This is a genomic window from Nostoc sp. CALU 546 (assembly GCF_048836525.1).
This window is the reverse complement of record NZ_JAWJTF010000028.1, coordinates 66,263-87,471: the sequence shown is the minus strand read 5'-3', so window position 1 is coordinate 87,471 and position 21,209 is coordinate 66,263. Positions and strand designations below refer to the sequence as shown.

11 protein-coding genes, 1 CRISPR repeat array and 1 riboswitch are annotated in these 21,209 nt (G+C 42.0%); of the genes, 5 read left to right on the top strand and 6 right to left on the bottom strand.

All coding sequences use genetic code 11. The features are described 5' to 3' along the window. The first annotated feature begins 301 nt into the window (after positions 1–301). Both RRG12_RS16320 and RRG12_RS16315 read left to right on the top strand, forming a co-directional pair. Positions 302–1,438: an AIR synthase related protein gene (locus RRG12_RS16320; RefSeq protein WP_420760011.1), complete on the top strand. Its 1,137-nt coding sequence runs from the start codon at positions 302–304 to the stop codon at positions 1,436–1,438. Between the two features lie 663 nt (positions 1,439–2,101). Further along, entirely contained in the window at positions 2,102–2,788 is a 687-nt protein-coding gene (locus tag RRG12_RS16315) for a PHP domain-containing protein (protein WP_069070574.1), read from the top strand. A gap of 210 nt (positions 2,789–2,998) precedes the next feature. On the opposite strand, the gene RRG12_RS16310 is transcribed toward RRG12_RS16315, so the two are convergent. From RRG12_RS16310 to RRG12_RS16295, 4 genes are all read right to left on the bottom strand, one after another. Next, complete coding sequence (locus RRG12_RS16310; protein ID WP_420760014.1) at positions 2,999–3,703, bottom strand: precorrin-2 C(20)-methyltransferase; 705 nt, start codon at positions 3,701–3,703, stop codon at positions 2,999–3,001. Positions 3,704–3,705: 2 nt separating this feature from the next. Beyond that, positions 3,706–4,332, bottom strand: a complete 627-nt coding sequence (locus RRG12_RS16305; protein WP_420760010.1) for a precorrin-8X methylmutase — start codon at positions 4,330–4,332, stop codon at positions 3,706–3,708. A gap of 55 nt (positions 4,333–4,387) precedes the next feature. Then, positions 4,388–6,181 carry a precorrin-3B synthase gene (gene cobG / locus RRG12_RS16300; protein ID WP_420760009.1) on the bottom strand — a complete coding sequence of 598 codons (1,794 nt, stop codon included), beginning with the start codon at positions 6,179–6,181 and terminating at the stop codon, positions 4,388–4,390. Then, a riboswitch (cobalamin riboswitch) is annotated at positions 6,155–6,271 on the bottom strand. Its footprint overlaps the gene before it by 27 nt. Before the next feature lie 215 nt (positions 6,272–6,486). After that, positions 6,487–7,241: a CRISPR direct-repeat array (repeat unit 36 nt; unit sequence GTTTCCATCCCCTTTCGGGGCGATGTGATCGTAAAG). 318 nt (positions 7,242–7,559) lie between these two features. Then, on the bottom strand, positions 7,560–8,045 hold the full coding sequence (locus tag RRG12_RS16295) for a molybdenum cofactor biosynthesis protein MoaE (protein ID WP_069069579.1): 486 nt from the start codon (positions 8,043–8,045) through the stop codon (positions 7,560–7,562). 961 nt (positions 8,046–9,006) lie between these two features. Here RRG12_RS16295 and RRG12_RS16290 point away from each other — a divergent pair. Continuing rightward, positions 9,007–11,046, top strand: coding sequence for an ATP-binding protein (locus RRG12_RS16290; protein ID WP_420760008.1), 2,040 nt, complete (start codon positions 9,007–9,009; stop codon positions 11,044–11,046). Here the strand turns inward: RRG12_RS16290 and RRG12_RS16285 are convergent. Further along, a complete protein-coding gene (locus RRG12_RS16285) occupies positions 11,043–11,459 on the bottom strand; it encodes a KTSC domain-containing protein (RefSeq protein WP_069069581.1) in 417 nt (138 codons plus the stop codon). The genes RRG12_RS16290 and RRG12_RS16285 overlap by 4 nt on opposite strands. 468 nt (positions 11,460–11,927) lie before the next feature. Here RRG12_RS16285 and RRG12_RS16280 point away from each other — a divergent pair, with 468 nt between their 5' ends. Continuing rightward, positions 11,928–12,320 (top strand): hypothetical protein, encoded by a 393-nt coding sequence (locus RRG12_RS16280; protein ID WP_420760007.1) that lies wholly within the window; start codon positions 11,928–11,930, stop codon positions 12,318–12,320. A 306-nt stretch (positions 12,321–12,626) separates the two neighbouring features. On the opposite strand, the gene RRG12_RS16275 is transcribed toward RRG12_RS16280, so the two are convergent. Next, positions 12,627–18,293, bottom strand: a complete 5,667-nt coding sequence (locus RRG12_RS16275) for an alpha-2-macroglobulin family protein (RefSeq protein ID WP_420760006.1) — start codon at positions 18,291–18,293, stop codon at positions 12,627–12,629. A 494-nt stretch (positions 18,294–18,787) separates the two neighbouring features. Here RRG12_RS16275 and pbpC point away from each other — a divergent pair, with 494 nt between their 5' ends. Continuing rightward, complete coding sequence (pbpC, locus tag RRG12_RS16270; RefSeq protein WP_420760005.1) at positions 18,788–21,127, top strand: penicillin-binding protein 1C; 2,340 nt, start codon at positions 18,788–18,790, stop codon at positions 21,125–21,127. The last annotated feature ends 82 nt before the right edge of the window (positions 21,128–21,209 follow it).

Genomic DNA, 21,209 nt, shown 5'->3' with positions numbered 1-21,209 from the left:
TACAACAACAGTGGTAATATCGAACTTTGTGGAGGCAACATCTAGTTGACGAATTACTGAGTTGTTAGTTTTCACAACTGATTTTCCGTAATCTTCCTCACTTTTAACTCCTAATACCAATTTTGTATGAAGCTGCATAGAATTAGATCCCCCCTAGCCCCCCTTAAAAAGGGGGGAACTGGAAAAACATCTATCAAAGTCCCCCTTTTTAAGGGGGATTTAGGGGGATCGAGATATGTGCAACTTTACATTAAATTGGTATAACTTATAACTCCTAACTCCTAACTTAAAACGCAACCTGATGGCTCAAGCTCTCGATCAAGTCGATTACGATACTCTCGATGCCGCAAAACGACGCTTCATCGATGCTGCAAAACGCACACTTGGCTTTGCAAGCAATTACGGCATTGTCCCCGCGTCGGGTCTGGGAGCAAGCGCTAATGCTTTCAGCTTCAACCTCGCTCCGTTTCTGGAGGCGGGGGCTAGAGAACTTTCTATGACACTTGTCCCCGAAGGTCTGGGCACCGCAGACGATACCCGCCCTGATGACCTCTCCGAAGAAGAACTTCGACGATTCTGGTGGAATATTGGGATCAAGATTATCTCGTGTTTGACGAACGACGCTGCAACTTCTGGTATGCAGACTATACTTCTCGGTCTTTATCTGCCGTCGAGTACTCCTGAAACGATCTTTACCCCCGCTTTCCTTGATGGGTTTCTGGATGGAGTGGTTGAGGGGTGCAAACGAGTGGGGTGTGTTTATCTCTCTGGGGAAACTCCTCAACTAAAAACTAAGATGATTCCAGGGCGGCTCGACATCGCCGGCTCGGTTTTTGGGGTTATGCCGGCTGGTGTCGCTCCCATTGATAGCTCACGTCTGGATGCCGGAAATACCATTGTTCTCGTCGAGAGTTCGGGCCCCCATGAGAACGGCTTTACCCCACTGCGAAAGCTCGCCGAATCGCTCCCTGATGGCTATAGAACAAAACTTCCAAGTGGGAAGGAGTTCTGGGAAGCGATGAATGCTGCGTCGTATCTCTACACGCCCCTTGTACAAGCAGTACTTGGTGAGGGAATTCGTCCCACGGCGATGGAAAATATTACTGGTCATGGCTGGCAAAAACTGATGCGGTCGGTGAAGCCGCTTCGGTACGTCATTGAAACAATGCTCCCAGTGCCAGAGATATTTACGTTTGTCGAGGGTCATCTTGAAGGCGGGGCTGAGACGATGCTTTCTGTGTTCAATTACGGTGCAGGATTTGCATTCTATACAGAGTCGGAGCAGGATGCCGAAAGGATCGTTTTGCTTGCAAAAGAACATCAACTCTCGGCTGTGATTGCCGGAAGGGTTGAAGCATCTCTTGCCCGCGAGGTGGTAATAGAACCTCTTGGAATCACCTTGAAGGGAGATTCTTTTGGGATTGCGCGAGGGGTATAATCAACCGCAAGCGTAGGCATAGCCCGTCGTAGACATCGCTAGTTTTTCCAAGCTTTGTAGACTTACAAAGAAAGGCAGGGGGCAGTAGGCAAGAGGAACCCATGTTTATAAAACATGGGATTGTAGCAAGGACGCTTTGTATATCGGGCTACGCGTCTCGATCCAATTCTTTTTTTTGACTGGGCAATGACCCAGAACTAAATAAAGTTTTCTTCTTTCTACCTTCTACCTTCTGCCTCCTGCCTCCTACGGCGGGCTACGCCTACGCTAAAGTCATTACTGGTTAAATAAAAGCAGTGTAATCACTGTTATCAATAACATTTTTACACACAACATAGGATTGCATTTTAGGCTTGTTAGAGATCAAAACTCTACCAAGACTCTAGTATCTAAGACATTTACCACAGATGCTAGAGAGATGCTATAGGCATACTTATGAAATTTTGGATGCATTATTTATTACTACTTAAAGTTAAAGTAGTCCAAAACACCCATGACCACTGAGGTTAAGATTTGCTAACGTAGTCTTAACATATTGAAAAATTTGCTGAAAAAGCTGAGAAAGTAGCAGCCGACACTAAATTTTTAGTGCTGGATATTTCTCATCTGTAGATGTGGCGTTTTAGTGTGTTGAGAATTTATATATTTTATTCAGAGGGGGTTATGGCTGTAAATTTGGCCCGGACTACTGCTTCCACAGAACTTTTGAAGCAAATATTCCATAACATTGATGCACACAGTTGTCCAAGGTTATTCAACTTTCACATGCACACTGTCTACTCGGATGGGAGGTTGCAGCCGAGTGGATTGATGGAACAAGCGATCGCTATTGGTCTAAAAGGGTTAGCCATCACCGATCATCATGGTATTATCGGCTATCAAGCTGCACTTGCTTGGTTAGAAGACTGGAAGTGGAATAATCCTGGTGAAAGCACTCCTCATCTGTGGAGTGGCGTGGAAATCAATGCCAACCTTTTGGATATAGAAGTTCATATTTTGGCTTACGCTTTCGGGACAGAACACCCTAGTATGAAACCCTATCTGCAAAGAAGGGCGACTACAGGCCAAGAATATCAGGCAAGTAACGTGATTGCCGCTATTCATGAAGCCGGGGGGTTGGCAGTTCTGGCTCATCCAGCCCGTTACAAGCGATCGCATTTTGACTTAATTCCAGCTGCGGCCGATAAGGGGATCGATGGCGTGGAAAGTTTCTACGCCTACAATAACCCTAGTCCCTGGCAACCCAGCATAGTGGAATCAGAACAAGTGCAAAAGTTAGCTGATGAATACTTTCTTTTCAATACCTGTGGTACTGATACCCACGGCTTGAGCCTGCTACAACGTTTGTAAAGATGAATCCATTTTTTTTCAACTCTCCTGGTTCAATCTGCCAGGAGGTTATTCTATTTTGGATTTTGGATTTTGGATTTTGGATTATTCAACAAGGGACTATAGCAATAGGCTTGGGTTAAGGGCGGTTGGCAAAAATTTTGGGTTTTCGAGACGCGGTAAATCGCCGTCTCTACAAGTGTTTTGGTCTTATCTGAACTGTATTGAGGACTATAGTCGATTCTTGGTAGGAATCACAATCATTGAGAAATAGGGTACTTCATCTGGATTAACTTCATCCAGGGGTATGATTCGTTGCTGTGATGTTGATGCCCGCTCAATATATCTTGCTCGTGATGCTAGCCCTAATTTATGCAGGATATCTCGTACTTTGGTAAAGTGGCGACCTAGCTTCATAATTGCCGCTGCGTCGGTCATTAGCAGATGTGTAGTCAGTTCTTCTGCTGGCAATGGGGCGGGTAAGACGGTGAGAATATCGCTGTAGTAAGTGAAAGGTACACCCAAGGCTACCGGACAAGCCATCAGCGAGGAAACTCCGGGGACAACTTCTGTTTCGTACTGGTCACATAACCGCGTGAACAGGTACATGAAGGAACCATAGAAAAATGGATCGCCCTCACATAGCACTACGACATCTCGACCTGCCGCTAAATGGTCGGCGATTGGTTCAATTTCTTTGTCATAAATAGACTTTGCTTTTTCTGGTTCCAAAGCGCGGGGGAGATGAAATAGCACCTCGATTTGATTGCCAGGAAGATATTGCGCCACGATCGCTCTGGCAATACTTTCTTTATCTGTGGCTGATTGATAAGCTACCACAGGAGCCGCACGTAATAACCGCAGTGCCTTCAAAGTTAATAGTTCTGGATCGCCTGGGCCGACACCAATTCCATAGAGACGACCTTTGGGTTGTATATTCATTCTTCCTCCGTTGCCAGGGCGTTAACTGCTGCTGCCGCGATCGCACTTCCACCGCGCCGACCGTGTAAGGTTAAAAATGGTACATTTCTGCTATCTGCTGCCAGTGCGGCTTTTGATTCTGCTGCACCGACAAACCCCACTGGAAAGCCTAAGATAATCGCAGGTTTTGCCGCTCCTGCATCAAGCATTTCTAATAGTCGGAAAAGTGCTGTGGGCGCATTACCAATTGCGATTACTGATCCTTCCAGGTGCGATCGCCATAATTCTAGAGCTGCTGCCGACCTTGTAGTACCCATACGCTGGGCAAGTTCTGGCACTTCTGGCTCGTTGAGGGTACAGATAACTTGATTGTTTGCAGACAACCGCCGCCTGGTAACGCCATCGGCAACCATCCGGCAATCGCACAGAATTGGCGCTCCATTTGCTAGTGCTGCCCTTGCGGATTGTACTGCTGTTGGTGAATATCCCAAGTCAGTGACAATATCCGTCATTCCACAGGCATGGATGAGACGTACAGCAACTTTTGCTACATCTGGTGGCAACACATCTAGGTTCGCTTCTGACCGGATGATTGCAAAGGAATTACGGTAAATTTCGTTGGCATCTCGAATATAGTCGGGCATTAAATTTTGGATTTTAAATTTTGGATTTTGGATTGACGTATAAAAAGCGAAAGGCTTAGATTGCCAACTTCTCTAAATTGAAGAAGAATTCTGTTTTGTTAAATAATTGCTGTAATTGTGTCAGTGCATATCGATTAGCAAATTCTCCAAAAGACTCATCAGAATTTAAGCGTTGAATTTTATATACATATAGCATCCGCTCTATCAATGCAGGTAGTTCGGCAAAAGTTACATATTGATATAGTTCACGTCCGAATTTATGTTTGCTGTCACCAACATAAACGTGATAGCCCTCTACGGTTTCATTGTCAACTTCAATGCTGACGCCGAGGAGAGTAATATCACTCTTGCTATGCTGGGCACAGGATTTTTCGCAGCCAGTGAAGTGGATATTAACTGGACAATCGAGAGGAACGCGAGTTTTAAGATACTCCGCTAATGCCAACGCATGACTTTTGGTATCCGTAGCCGAAGAGGCGCAACCTTTTTTACCAGAACAAGCAACTAATGCACTCTGGATGTTGGTTACAGAGGAATCTAATCCTAAGAAAGCAATTTCGCTTTGGACATCAGCCACCCATTGCTGAGGAATATCTGTAAGAAGCAAATTTTGCCAAGGGGTTAGCCTGAGAGTTCCACTGCCATATTTTGCTGCTAAATCCGCTAAACCCCCCATCTGTCTACTCTCCAATCGCCCAAGGGGCAAGACAACACCAATGTAAAATAAGCCTTGCTGACGTTGGGGATGGATACCAATATGCTGATATTTCGCATTTGACCTCTTCCCCAACCCCTCTCCTACAAGGCTACCGTGTACACACGAATCGGAGTTACTTTGAGATCCGGGTTTTACCCCCCTTAATCCCCCCTTGGAAAGGGGGGAAACAAGAAAATCTAGTTCCCTCCCCTTTCCAAGGGGAGGGTTAGGGTGGGGTAATTTGAGAACTTGTAGTGATTCGATAACTTGTGTGTACACCGTAGCTCCTACAAGGAGAGGGGAGAATTTCTCCCCCGGTTGGGGGGTTAGGTCTTTTCTTATTTCACTACAGAAAAGCGGGAAAGGTAAACACTGTTCAACTTCCTGGAGATAATTTTCACAACCCAAAGTATTGAGTAACTCTCTCAGACGTAGACGCCGCTTACTTGTAGTATTACTATGAGCTAGATACACATCCGCCAAAGCTGCCAAGACTGGCAAACATTCCTCTGGTGGTAACAAAATTCCCGTATCGCTGGGCGGTTGACCCTTCTCGCCGACACTGAGATAGAGACGAAAGTAAACATTATCGTCAACTAAGACAGCAACAAAGGCGATATCATTCAAGCGATCGCACACCCGAATTATCCCACCACCATCAAAGCAAACGCTAAACTTTGCCGACAGTCCCGAAAGCGCCGGATGTGCAGCAATATAATCATCCCAACTTTGGACAAAAGGGCGAGTGTCGATTAATTCTTGGGGATCGATACCAGCAGTTGGACTGGTCATAATATTGCGGATTTGGTCTACAACAGTATTGCCAGAACCCAATCCCATATCTTGTAGGTACTTCAGAACCTCAGCATTTATCCCGGTGCGGATTTCACGGACTTGCAGATTAGCTCGATTAGTCACATCTATATAGCCGCCACCGTGTTGTTCTGCTATATCTGCGATCGCACGGCACTGCTGACTACTAATAATTCCACCCGGTATTCTTATGCGAGATAATATACCATCTGCGGCGGGAGTAGGATAAAACAGGCCAGGACAAGTGGCAAATCCAGAAAGCAAATTTAGAACTCCTTCCCCGTGCAACGCAGGGAGTAGACGGTGAGTGTGTCTTGAGGACATCCTGAGAGTTGGCATTCTGACTTGGGTGATCCCATCACAGCTGCGGCACAGTCCCGGAATTTCACCGGAGTTTCCCAAATCTCAGCTTTAGTAATTTAGATTTTGTTTTGGTTATGGATATTAACCAGACATCATCCAGATAATTATTTTACATTACCATAGCCATAAATTTTACCTTAGCTTATCTACTGCCGTTTTAAGTGGTTGATGGCTACGTTGGTGCGATCGCATGGTGAGTTTTTGTTTTTATCCCCTTGCGGGGTAGTGCGATCGGAAAGTTGCATAGAAAAAAACAAAGACCTACCGCACGTCAGAGAATGGTTTCCATCCCCTTTCGGGGCGATGCGATCGTAAAGTAATCATTTAAATTCAAAGAACTACAATACTTTGAATCCGTTTCCATCCCCTTTCGGGGCGATGCGATCGTAAAGCCAAAAGTGCGAGCAGTAATGCTGTAGCCATCGCGTTTTCATCCCCTTTCGGGGCGATGCGATCGTAAAGTTGGAGACGATGTTTTTTCTGCTGGAGCCACCTATACGTTTCCATCCCCTTTCGGGGCTATGCGATCGTAAAGGCAACCTACAGCTGTTACGAATGTCGTTGCACCTACTAACAGTTTCCATCCCCTTTCGGGGCGATGCGATCGTAAAGTTTTTTATGTAGTTTCGTTTGGAGCTTTTTCTCGTTTCCATCCCCTTTCGGGGCGATGTGATCGTAAAGCAAACTCAGGCATTAATGCCTATTACATGATTGGTTTCCATCCCCTTTCGGGGCGATGTGATCGTAAAGACCACAGGAAAATTTGACAAAAGAACAAGATAACGTGTTTCCATCCCCTTTCGGGGCGATGTGATCGTAAAGCTTACATTCAGCGGTTTTTTGGTTTTGTGATTCTGAGGTTTCCATCCCCTTTCGGGGCGATGTGATCGTAAAGCAGTGGTTTAAAACCTTGGAGGCGTTTGCTCCCAAGTTTCCATCCCCTTTCGGGGCGATGTGATCGTAAAGTCTGTGAAAAGCGAAATGCCTACACTACTGTACAGTTTCCATCCCCTTTCGGGGCGATGTGATCGTAAAGAGTTCACTTCTGGAAGCCTTACAGGGAGAGGGTTTGAGATACCCAAATCGACACCACTTTTTTGAATGTCAATAACTCCCAATAAATTCTCAATAACTCTTCACCTTCACAGGCTGGAAAGCTTGCTGTGTAAATAATCGACACCACTCAACGAAATTATGCGGTTTTCAAGGTTCTGGCGAGTGGTGTCGATGAGTTCAACACATTTGGAAAAAGGGTATAGCATTTTACCTGTGGTTGTCAAGATTTTGTCAATCTGACTCCTGTTAGCGATAGCGGGGCGTTTAGCCCATTCTGAATTCTGAATTCTTCTTCAAATCAACAATTTTCTCCTGATGTTTCACAAGCGCCAATACTCACCCAACGGCTAGAACCATCTTCCCAATGTTCTTTCTTCCATATTGGTGCATTGTGTTTGAGCGTATCAATAGCATATTGGCAAGCTTCAAACGCCTCACTCCGATGAGGACAACCCACTGCTACTAAAACGCTGATTTCCCCAACTCGCAAACGTCCAACGCGATGATAAATCGCTACTCGATTCACATCAGAGGTAGATAAACGAATATCAGCAGCAATTTGATAAAATATCCGCATTGCCATCGGTTCGTAAGCTTGATACTCTAAAGCAACCACAGGTTTTCCATCGGTTTGATTGCGAACCATACCACTCATCACAACCACAGCACCGTTGGCTGGATCATCAGACTTGGTGTAGATTTCTTCGAGAGATAATGGTGCAAAGGTAATGGCAAAACTATCTTCGGATCTTGGTTTAACAGCAGAGGCTAGTGTAGTTGTCATAACTGCATTGATACTATGTGGGCTTTTTCTATTCTCTCTGAACTGAGCATTACTGGTCTATGTTTTATAAGAAGAATTCAGAACTCAGGAGTCAGAAAACAGGTATGAATTTTGAACTTCATAGTGGATGAATCCAGAGGTTTAAGACCCCCACTAAATCTGCATATTTAGTGGTGCAACAATTCAGTAGCGGGTCGTAATCCCGCACTGATTCATTCTGACTCCTGAATTCTGACTCCTGAATTCTGACTTCTGAATTCTGACTCCTGAATTCTGACTCCTGAATTCTTCATCAAGGCTTAAAAATTCTCTTCTCAGAGTAAAAATGTTTTTTTATGTTAGCGGAAAATAATAATGCCGCAAATCTTCTAAAATTTACTTAAAATAACCAAATTACACTGTTATCCTCTTCAATGCATATTATTATAATTAAAGCGGTCAAGTTATCTGCTTGTTCGCGTCTTGAAATAATTGGATAGTCATGGACACTTAAGAGGTTGTTTGAAAAGTGTTTCGCTGTGATTTTAGGCACTTTATATCCCCCCTAAACCCCCTTAAAAAGCTACGGTTGTCAAATTACCCCCCTTAATCCCCCCTTGTAAAGGGGGGAAACCGGAAAATCTTATCTTGTTCCCTCCCCTTTGCAAGGGGGGAAACCGGAAAATCTTATCTTGTTCCCTCCCCTTTGCAAGGGGAGGGCTAGGGTGGGGTAAAACCTTGGTTAATCAGCTATTTCAGACTTGTGTGTACACCGTAGCCTAAAAAAGGGGAACCAAAATCAAAGTCCCCCAATTTATCGGGGGATTTAGGGGGATCTAAAATTTTTGATCCCGAAAAGAGGACTTTTCAAACATTCTCTAAGATATTGATGGCAATCCCCACCTACAAAAAGGTCGATAAATACGCGTTTCTTAGTAACACGAGGACAAGTTGTCACTCAGCAATAGTTAGGAACAATTTCATGAAATCTTTCGTGTGTAACAATGAATCAGCGAGACTTGAGGCTTTGCGTCGATACCACATTCTCGACACTCCACCAGAAGAAGCATTCGACGATTTAGCATTCTTAGCCGCACAGATTTGTAACACACCGATCGCCTTGATTAATCTAATTGACGCTAACCGTCAGTGGTTCAAAGCCAAGGTGGGGTTGAATTTACCGGAAATGCCACGAAATAACGGGTTCGACTCGATTTGTATGGAAAGTGGCGAAGTTTTGATTATTCCCGACACCTTAGCCGATAAACGATTTGCGACAAATCTCCTAGTTACTTCTGCTGAGTTTGCTGTGAGATTTTATGCTGGTGTACCTTTGTTAGCACCGGGAGGAGAAGCGATCGGGACTCTGTGTATAGTTGATCGCGTACCACACCAAATCAGTCTCCAACAGGTGGAAGCGCTGCAAACTCTGAGCCGTGTGGTAGTTAGACAACTAGAAATCCGACGGAACTCAGTTGAACTAGCAAGCGTGCAACAGGAGTATAATCAGGCACGGGAAGCATTGCTGGATATTGTCAGTGATGCGATCGCTGTGCAAGATTTGTCTAACAAAATTTTATTATGGAATAAAAGTGCTGAAAAACTTTATGGCTGGAAGCCAGAAGAAGCTATAGGTAAGCAGTCCGATGAACTTTTATCTATTGAATCTTTGACGCAACACCTAGAAATTTGTCAGACTGTTGTAAGAAATGGTTTTTGGCAAGGTGAGTTACACAAAACCAGCAAATCTGGCAAAAAACTGATTGTTGAAAGTCGCTGGACGCTGATCAAGGATGAGCATTTTCAAGCTAAATCAATTCTTGTCGTTGATACTGATATTACCCAGATAAAACAACTGGAAAAGCAATTTTTTCATGTTCAACGCATGGAAAGTATCGGTACTCTTGCTAGTGGTATTTCTCACGATTTAAATAATTTGTTGTCACCAATTTTGATGTCAGTGCATCTGATCAAAGCTAAAAGCCGCGATCAACAAATTAATCAGATGCTATCAATAATAGAAAGCAATGCCAAACGTGGTGCTGATTTGGTTAAGCAAGTGCTGTCATTTGCTAGGGGAATTGAAGGCGATGTCCAAGGACAAACGGCTACCCGTCAACATAGCGTGCTTCAAGTCAAGCACCTGATTTTAGAAATGCGGCAAATTATCTCACAAACATTTCCTAAATCAATTGCAGTGTACACCGAAATTCAGGAGGAATTGTTACCCATTTGTGCCGATAGTACCCAACTGCATCAGGTACTCATTAATTTGTGTCTCAATGCGCGGGATGCCATGCTTACAGGTGGAACTTTAACAATATCTGCCGAGAATATTTGGATTGATGAAACTTATGCGAGTATGCATATAGAAGCTACAGTTGGTGCTTACATTATCGTGAAAGTTGCTGATACAGGATTTGGAATTAGCAAAGAAATATTAGATAGAATATTTGAACCATTTTTTACAACAAAAGAGTTGGGAAAAGGTACGGGACTTGGACTATCAACAGTCATGGCAATTATTAAAGAACATGGTGGTTTTATCACTGTATCAAGTTATGTCGGCAAGGGAACAGAATTTAAGGTGTACTTGCCAGCAGTTAATCAAGCTCCAATGCAGTCGTTAGAAGACATAGAAATACCGATTGGTTCTGGAGAATGCATTTTAGTTGTAGATGATGAAGCTGCCATTCAGGAGATTACTAAAACATCCTTAGAAAACTATAATTACACTGCAATTACTGCTAGTGATGGGATGGAAGCATTAGCAATTTATGTCCAATATAAAGAGAAAATTAGTGCTGCAATTATTGATATGATGATGTCCAAAATGGATGGAGCAACTACCATTCGCACATTGCAAAGTATCAATCCGCTATTGCCGATTATTGCTGTTAGTGGACTGGTAACAAGTGAGCAAGTACCAATCGAGAAAACAGCCGAATATACCGCCTTTTTACCTAAACCTTATACAACGCAAGAATTATTGAAAACCCTAAATGCAGTTATTAGTCATTAATCTGCACCATCTAGCCGATCGCAGTCATATCTACCTTTAATCTCTTGATTAAAAAAGCTGCCAATTGAGTTAGAGGAATGTAAATCTTCCCAAGTATCCTCGTCTATGCCTAAGTATTGATAAACAGCCCCGCTTTGAAACTCAACTTGCAAAATCTGTTCGTTGCGATCGTAGCCTACAGCCATAGCCATTGATGAGACAACTGGTAGCATGACAATTGGTTCTTCCTCAAATGGCAATGCAGGCGTTTCAGCAATTGCTTCGTTAAGTTCTTGCAATCCTTCATAAGCTTCTATTGGCGCCGGAATTTCCAAAAACTCTAGTTCATTGCCTCGGTCGAGCAACAACTGCAAATATCCGTCAGAGTGAGCGATCGCAACTAAACTGCTCAAGTCTACCTTAGATAGCTTCATTTATATGCTCTCCTGTTGGCATAGTCGGGAGTGTTAAAGTTTTATGCAACACTTACGTGCTCTTGTAGTACAAATATACTATAAAAGCATTTAGCTGTCAAGCTTGCTAAAACACTGAGTAAAGAATATGTCAGAACAGACCTTCATTCAAACTGACTTTGAGCGATCGCAGGACATTAACTCATCTCACAGCTTTTCGAATCATTAGTCATTAGCACCAATGACAAATGACAACGCTCACTAGTACAACACGGCGGAAATAAACCAATCATTCCAAATCAACGAAACCCTTATGCTGTATTCATTTTTAATTTTTAATTTTTAATTCCGCCTTGCGGTACTAGTTCACCCTTTTGGGTGAGTCATATATCAACCGATCAGGTGACCTGACTGAAGGAAGCTGAGATTAATAATAAAGAGGAATCTATTACTAAGGAACACCGATCGCATTTTACCTAAGAATAACTTATGAAACTTGCTACCTTAATAAATTCTGCACTTATTTTCGCTTCTATTACTCTTGTACCTGGAATCGCAAGCGCTCAAACAGCTACTACAAACACCAGTGAAACAATAGTTATTAACTCTAACAATTTATCCAGTAACTCTACTGCTGTTAGTTACCTCCAGCCTTTCAACCTAGTTACTTTTGCTTATCAAGGAGGTCTGCAACAGCACGGCATTCCTAGCGGCGGAGAGCTAGTATTTAAAACTTTGAACAGAAATATTATTGCGAAAGATGTGGTTAAGGCTGCTGTTAATGCAGATAAATTACCATCACAAGTTTTAAACGACCAAAGTTATCTCAGTGCTGTTAATTTAGAACTCAACGCATTGCCTGATTATGCTGCTGCTGACTGATTTTGTTTTTCTTATAGAACTGATTTGGCATCTAACATTTTCTAGCCTTTTTCCACAATAAAAACTAAAGGTCTGCTAAATTTAACGCCCAAATCCTTCTGATGCATATATAGGAATACGCTTTGATTTCTGAAATTATTTGCGTAGGTAGGCAAGAGGCAAGAGGCAATAGGCAATAGGAAACAAGCCTCTTCAAGTTGTACTGAATTTTTTCAAAAATCAAATAGGAGTCCTATAGCAGGCGAATTTCCGCACCAGTCCAAGAAAATATACTTGGATTTGTTGTAGCCAAAGATGGCACAAATATTACTTCCCATCCTCCAATATTAATGTAGACTCAGCAGTACGCCCAAATTCTTCTGGTGCATATTGCAGGTGAACTTGAGCACCAGGCCAAGAGAATGTCCCAGGTGTTACAGAACGGACTAAGTAGTGCAAGCTATAAACTCCTGGTTCGAGGTGGTCGGCGTAGGCGATAATGCGATCGCGGTAGATATTTCTAAAACCAAGTTCCCAGCTATCGGCTTTTGCTTGTAATGCAGCTGTAGTAGTTTGAAAACTCGCATCCACCGCCTCAAAGCCTGATGGTAACGGATCTTTAATTACTATATGATCCACAGGATGATCGGCGATAATTTCTAAACCAATATCAAACACTTGTCCAGAGGCTAAATTTAAAGGTTTATCAAAAGCGTAAAGACCTGTTTTTTGTAGAACTTTCTCTTCATTTAATTTGCTAATTTCTCGTGTTACGCGTAAACCATTAAATCTGCCTGGTTGATTTCCCTGCAAGCGATAATTATAAGCAACTAGATAGTGCAAAGTGCCATTACCTGATTTTTGCAGCGTTAAATCTTGACGCCCGCGAGGTAATAGATTCATCGGCACAATTAGTTGTAAGCTAGGATTTTTGTAGCCATTAAACTTATTTTCTCCTAACTTATTACCAGCTAATTGCACTGTGGCAACAAAATTAGGTGGTGTGGGTTGCAGTTGACTATATTCTACCAAAGCTGTTAATACTTGGGCATTATTATAGTTAGTTTGCCATGTGCCATTCCGTCGTAATGCAAGAAGACTTTGGAATAACTTATTGATAACTTCGGGTTTACTCTGCTTGACAATAAATAATCGTAAAGCTTGTGCTTGCGCCGTGGTAGATGAACTCATCCATCCCCAACTGCTGGGTAAACTCACAACTGCTGTGCGACCAGTTTCATAGATATTCTGTTGCAGCTTGTTCACTAATTGTTGAGATTCGTCTTGCCATTCTGGGAATTGAGATAAGTATCGCGCTAGTTTAATTTGAGTTACTACATCAAAGTTATTGCGCTGTTCATAAATATCTGCAAGAAAAGTATTGCGTTTTTCACCCACTTCTGCTAGGGCAATTAAAGCATTAAGTTGCAGTTGTCTTTTACAGAGTAGTTGTTTGCAAAACTCATATTCTCCAGGATTCGCCAGAACTTTTTGCAGATAAACTTTCAGGCGAGACAGCATTGCAGAATCGACTAAATTAGGGAACACCTGACTGGCTTTAGCCAAAGATTCAGCCGTGTATGAAGAAACCCAAGGGTCTGATTTTTCTTGTCCGGGGAAAGCAGCAAAACCACCATCGGCTATTTGGAGTTTTTGTAATTTTTCAATTGCCTGATTTGCCTTTTGGCTAGGATTAAATTCTGCAAATGTTTGACCATATTTTTGGGCAATAGTTTGCAGATTAGCCGCAATTATTAACTGACTTGCAGCCGGTTCTGTGAAAGGCAAATCATCATCTTCTAAAACTTGTTTTGCTGGTGCTTGAATCTCCGGTATCAAAGTACTCGCCAACTGAATATCTAAACCTCCTGCATCGGGGAATGTATTTTTATCAATATTCAGGGGAATCTTCACCTGTTTTTCAGTGACACCAGTTTCAACGACTTGTTCTGTAATTTCAATTGGCTTAATTTCCAAAGGTACTTCAAAAGCATCTGCGGCTGTACCATTTAGCTGAGTGGTGAAGCGAACTTTAGCAACTCCCACACTATCCGCCAGCATGGGAAAGCGATAAGCCTGAGTTGCAGATTCAGCTTTGGTTTGCAAAGCAGTAGTTGTGGGGTTTTTATCAGCAAACTTCACAGTACCGCTAAGTTCGCCATTTATTGAGAGATTTCCTGTATTCCCGGTGTTGTTAGTTACGGATAAACCAGCGAGAATGCGATCGCCTGGACGGGCAAATTGTGGCAAGATGGCATTAGTTAGCAGTGGCTTGGTGCTGATAAACGTCGCTTCCCCATTCCCGAAACGCAGATTTCCATCAGTGGCCACAGCCATCACTCGCCATGTAGTTAAGTCATCCGGGAGTTTAAAGGTTATCTGTGCATTACCATTTGCATCGGTGAGGACAGAACCGTTGTAGTAAGCTAAGGCTTTAAAATCGGTGCGAGTGCGAGTATTTGCTGCACCAGTTGAGAAACCACCGCCATAACCCCAACCTTTGGGTTTAGCTACATCTTGCGCTTGTAATATGACATCGGGTCGATTATCGCTAAAGCGGGTAGATATTGGCTGTTCTGCATAAACTGTATCTACCAAATCTGGCGGACGATAACCAGAAAGTTGTAACACCGCCTCATTTACCACCATGACTGTGAACTGTCCTTTGGTGGGGTTTCCTTGATTGTCCTTCAGTTCTAGTTGTACTGTTTCTTCTGCACCAGGTTCTAATGATGCTTGCACTGGCTTAACTTGCAGTTTTAAATACTTATCTTCTAAGTTAACTTTAAAAGGTGTAAAACCAATCTTCACCAAGTTATCTAAACTTCCCGCTTCCACTTGATTGATAGGTTTACCTTGTCTTACTAACACAGCTTCAATAGCTGCATTAGGCAGCATTTCTGGCGTAACTTGAAACTGAATTTGTGGTGCGCCTCCCTGAACTTTGATAATCTGCTGATAAAGGGGTTTATCTTTTATCACAGCAAAGTACAATTCTGCATCTGGATAGGGAGATTGAATTAGTGCAGTAGCGGTTTCACCAGGTTTAAACTCTTTTTTATCTAATTTAACTTCTAAGACATCTTCTTCTCTAGAACCCCAAAATACTGAATTTTCTCCAGTTGCCCAAATTTGTAAATCTGTGGCACTTAATTCGCCTTTGGCATCGCTAAAATTAACTCTAATCCGATACGAACCAGATTCCGGTGCTGTTAAGTTTACCGATTGCGGATTACTAGCAGACGTAATTTCTGCTTGTCCCACTGTTTTATATTCAATTTGATTTTTTGCTGTCCGGCTACCTTCTACCAACTGCGTGACGCTGCTGTATTTTATCTGTTGTAATTCTAGCCGCACCCGTTGACCTGTTATCGGTTTTCCTGTCGGGTCAGTAACTATCACTTCAGTGGAAAAAGCCTTACCAGCATCCGCGATAAAATTGCTTTTTAACCCGATAAGGCGATTACTCGGTAAAGCGGTAAAAGTTTTGGAATTCGCTACAGATAAATTAGAAACATCTGCAACTTCCACATCTACCCGGTAAGTCATCGGATATGGTAAATCATTAGCCACATTTACAGTTTGACTACTTTTACCATTAGCATCTAGCTGGGCATTATTTTGCAATACATCACTAGATATAGTAGGGGTTTCTTCTGGCCATAACCATTGCCTACCAAAAGTAAATTCTTCCCAACCTTTAGGAATAAAATTAGTCTGTTGGCGAGTGATAAAATATTTTGCTTCACCACCTTCTACAGGTGGGCCAAACAAATAATTGCTTGTAGCATTAATATCAACTTTCTCGTCAATAAAAGCAAATTCTTTATCTAAGTTGAGTTCGACTTTAAAGTTAGGTGGCTTAAACTCAGCTACCCGAAATTCTCCAGAAATTTCTTGTCCATTCTTCCCCTTCGCCTGGATGGTATGGTAGCCTAAGCGCTCAGTAGTCTTGATTGGCAGTTCCAGAGAAAATGTGCCAAATTCATTTGTAGTTTGCATACCTAGATTGGTCTTTTGTCCATCAGGATTTACCAAGGTTAATTGGTAAACAGCATTTTTATCTTGCTGAATCGCCCCATTTTGTAAGTAGTCAGTAAAACCAGTTAACCAAGCTTTTTCGCCTGGTTGATATAACTGTCTATCTGAGAAAATTACCCCGCGTGATTCGGGCTTACTATTTTGCCAACCCGCATCAATACCATATCCATAAACGCCACTGTATTCTTCTGTTCTAGCAAATGCCCAATCTTGATTTTCACGAGCAATTACTAATAATTGTGGTGATTTACTAGAGCTTTCATTCCCAGAATAACATTGCTGTAATCCTTCACCAACAACTCTAAAAATTCCATTTTCATCAGTTTTACCCGTTGCACAAGGTGCTGGTTCTGGGCGAGATTTTGCTTGTAATTTTGATTGATAAATTTCAATAGCGCTATTTTTAACTGGTGAACCATCTGTAAGATGATTGACGCGAATTAACCCAGACTCAGGAAACCACTGAGTAAATACGCCCAAATTCGTCAATTCAACCATTCCATAAGTCGTAGGTTCTCGCCACAGTTCCTTGCCATTCTCCTGGTATTTATTAGTGCGGGCTTGCACTCCATAAGCTAACATTCCCGTAGCCGCACTTATTTTTTCCCGGAGAGGAACAGCAATATCAACTAATTGATTTTTCTTACCTGATACGTTAAAGCTTTGCCATTCAGAAGGTTGTGGTAAGAAATCGTTACTATAATTAAAATAAACTAAATCTGTCGGTTGAACTACTCGATAAGCTGCTTTGTATTTTGACTCTGGTAGATTTCCCGTACTAATATTTAACTGTAAATCTTTACCTGTGGGGAAAATATTCAAATCTGATGGTACCCAGATATCCCCAGCTAAATCTCCAGTATCATATTTCAGTGTTAGAGGTTTACCTAAAGTTTGTCCAAACTTATCTTTGAGATTTCCGCCAATAGTAATTGTATAAGTCTTGGCAGGTTCTAGCGCATAAGGATTGATGCCAACAATTTTATCCTCATCATTAACTTGCAGAATTCTCGAAATATCTTTTGGTGCTGGATTAATAGTAATATTTTCTTTAGCTGAATCTGCCAACAAGATATTATTAAATTCTAGCTGTGGACTGCCTTTAATAAATCGTCCAAATGTTCCTCCCGAATCTGGCTGTCCGTAAAAGTTAATTTTCTGAAATGCTAAAGGCGAATAAGTTGCTAACTTACTGACAAATTCTTTCTCTGTCGATAAATTACCATAAGCAGGACGTATTCCAGGAGAAAATACCAGGCGATAACTGGTTGCTTTTTCCAGATTTTGTTGTGGGACGAGGTTATAAATCCAATTGCGTGCTGAAGGGTCAAATTTTTCTAAAGGTTCTTGATTTTCTAATGGTTTTTCTTCTTTGTTTAATTCGACTTTGAAGCCTACACCCTTGTCTTTTCCTTCAGGAATTAACTTTAAATGTTCTTGTACAGAACCTAAATCCAATTCGACATTGGAAGTAAACTGTAACTTTTGTTTTAAATCAATTGGTTCAATATCAGCCTTTTCAATGGGATTAACGCCTGGTAAATTAGTCAGGTTGATAGATTCGGTATTGAAAGTCCAAGGCAAATCTTTGTCTAGGCGATGATTTTTTAAATCGGCTAAACCTGCTTTGAGAGTGACTTGAAATCTTGTCGCAATTGGCAATGCTTTATCAGCTTGAAAACCCACCATGCGCGGTGTTAAAAAGCGAAATTGACCGGGTAAAGGCGGCCAAAGGGCAAATTTTTCTAATATTTTCTGCTGTTCGGGGCTATCAAGACTTTCAACTGGGATTAAAGCTTCTTTAAAACGGATACGGATTTGGTTGAGAGGTTTGGCATCCCCAATGGGACTTATTTGTTCAATCCAATCTGGTAATTTTGGTGGTGTAAGCGAGGAAACTGCTGGTAGTTGTTCTTTACTGGAGTTGATACCAAAAAAATTACACCCTGCCATCCCTAATATAAATGTAAAGATGAGAAGAAACTGGATTGTTTTTTTCCGGCTTGAAGAACGTCCAACTTTTTTTAACGAGCTGCTAATAAGACTGAGAACGCGATAGGTTATTTTATGGTAGAAACGCAGCAAAACTCTGATAATCATCTTTTTAGTAATTCAAAATAAAAAAATCACAAACGATAGCAAATAAAAATTTGCATTGCTTCATGACTGGGCAATGCCAAGACTAATAAAGGACGCAAGATAACTAGTTATTTATACCCCACCTTGAATGTAATATATGTTTATTTACATAGATAACTAATCTACTGTAATTGTTCCAAAAATGACTACAATTCTTAACCATAAAGAAATATTTAATTTTCGCAAACATTGATTTAATTCTGCTAATTTATGACAAATAAATTATTAAGTATTTGACATATTACCTGATGTAGATGTAATAGTTGCGTCAAGATTAAGGTAGGTTTTTTTGGGCACTGGATTTCCTGATGAGACTAATTTCACGATCGCTACTCAAAATTAAGCACAGTAGTAAAATTATCCTGGCTGTGCTGCTAATCTGTCTGGTTGTCCGCCTCCTCCCCTATTTTGCGCCCATTCGTGCCGCAGATATTGCCCAAAATCAGTTGGCAATGCAATTTAGCGATCGCAATGGTTTACCATTAGGAACACTACTCACCCGTGACCAAGAGCATACATCAGTAGTACCACTAAATCAGGTTTCGCCCCAGTTTATCCATGCCATTTTAGCCGCCGAAGATAGCAGCTTTTACCATCACGGGGCGTTGGATATGAAAGCTGTTATCCGCGCCAGCAAAGAAGCCATCCACGCGAAACGAATTGTTTCCGGCGCTTCCACTATTACTATGCAGTTAGCGCGGATGTTAAATCCTGTGCCGCGTACTCTGTCAGGTAAAATGCAAGAGATTTGGCTATCTTGGCGGTTAGTAGCAGGGATGAGTAAAGATGAAATTCTCTCTGCATATATCAATCGGCTGCCAATGGGAGGGAATATATATGGTGTGGAAGCAGCCGCGCAGACTTATTTTTCCATCCCAGCTAGTGAATTGAATCTTGCTCAAGCTAGTTTGTTGGCTGCTATTCCCAATAATCCCACATACTTTAACCCTTATGAACATTGGGAACGGTTAAAGCAGCGGCAAAAATACGTCCTTAATCGGATGGTACTAGAAAAACATATTAGTGGTGCGATCGCAGATCGAACATCCACCGAAAAGGTTGTATTTCAGTCTAGCCAACGAGGAATTATCGCCGCACCACACTTTTTATTTTGGTTAGCAAATCAAATCCCCCCAACCCCCCTTGAAAATAAAGGCTTAACTCCCCCCTTTTTAAGGGGGGTTAGGGGGGAGCAATCCGTGATTCGCACGACTATAAATCGCCCTTTACAGCAGTTTGTCGAAGCACAGGTGCAGCAGGTAATTTCTTCCCTAGCCGCTAACAATGTCCATGATGCAGCCGCGTTGGTGATTGACAACCGCACTGGTGAAGTTTTGGCTTATGTCGGTTCACCTGATTACTTTAATGAAGCCAAACTGGGACGCAATGATGGAGTGCAAGCCCTACGTCAACCAGGTTCTACCCTCAAACCTTTTGTCTATGAATTAGCTTTAGAAAAAGGTTTAATTCGCCCAAATACCATTTTGGCAGATGTACCCGCCCATTATGCAATTCCCGGCGCGAAACTTTATAGCCCAACCGATTACACCGAAAGTTTTCTTGGCCCTGTGCGGGTGAGAATCGCTTTAGCAAATTCTCTGAATGTTCCCGCAGTGCGCGTGTTAGAAAAAGTAGGCGTAGAAACTTTCTTAGAACGATTGCATCAACTGGGCTTTGAACACCTTAATCAAACCCCAGAACATTACGGTTTAGGGTTAACTCTCGGTAGTGGCGAAGTCAGTTTATGGGAATTAGCTAGAGCTTACGTTACTATGGCACGACTTGGAGAAGCTACACCGCTAGTAAGCACATTTTCCAATTCCCCAATCCAAAATCCAAAATCTAAAATCCAAAATTCGCCGACAATATGGCAATTAATCACGAATATGCTCAGTGACAGCTATGCTCGTGCAACAGCTTTTGGTGTAGACTCTGTGTTAAATTTACCTTTCCCTGCTGCTGTTAAAACTGGCACTTCTTCCAATTTTCGCGATACTTGGACTGTTGGTTTCACTACAGATTACACCGTCGCTACTTGGGTAGGCAATTTCAACGGTGAACCAATGCGACAAGTTTCAGGTGTGACAGGTGCAGCACCCCTGTGGAATCGGATTATGTTACATCTGCACGAAAATCAAGAACCAGCAGGTTTTCCGCCTCCAAAAGGTTTAGTGCAATTACCTGTTTGTGCAATTTCAGGATTACGACCAACACCAGATTGTACATCAGTGGTGCAGGAATATTTCTATCCTGAAGATAAAAGTAATTACGAACGTGAAAATCAATTCAATTTACCATCAGAGTATAACGAATGGTTGGCAAAACAACAGCAATCGAATTTTACTTCTACTAATTTGAGAATTTTATCTCCACATCATGGCGATTTATTTCTACTGTATCCAGGTGAAGAGGCGAAGCAAAAACTAGAATTCAAACTAGCAGGAAATAAATCTGCACCTGTGGAGTGGTGGTTAAATGGTGAAAACTTAGATACAAATGCAACTAATTCTTTATTTTGGAATTTGCGTCCTGGTAAATGGACTTTGGAAGCTAGAAGTGGAGAAATGAGCGACAAAGTAAGTTTTAAAGTGGAGTTAGCAAATATTAAACCTACACGTCGAGGTTTTTCTATTATTAACAAAATGTAGGGGTTTAAATCCCCGCCTTCTATCAAGCCGCAAGTGTTGATATCTGATCTAAATCCCCGTTACAACACGTAATTGCTCTCTT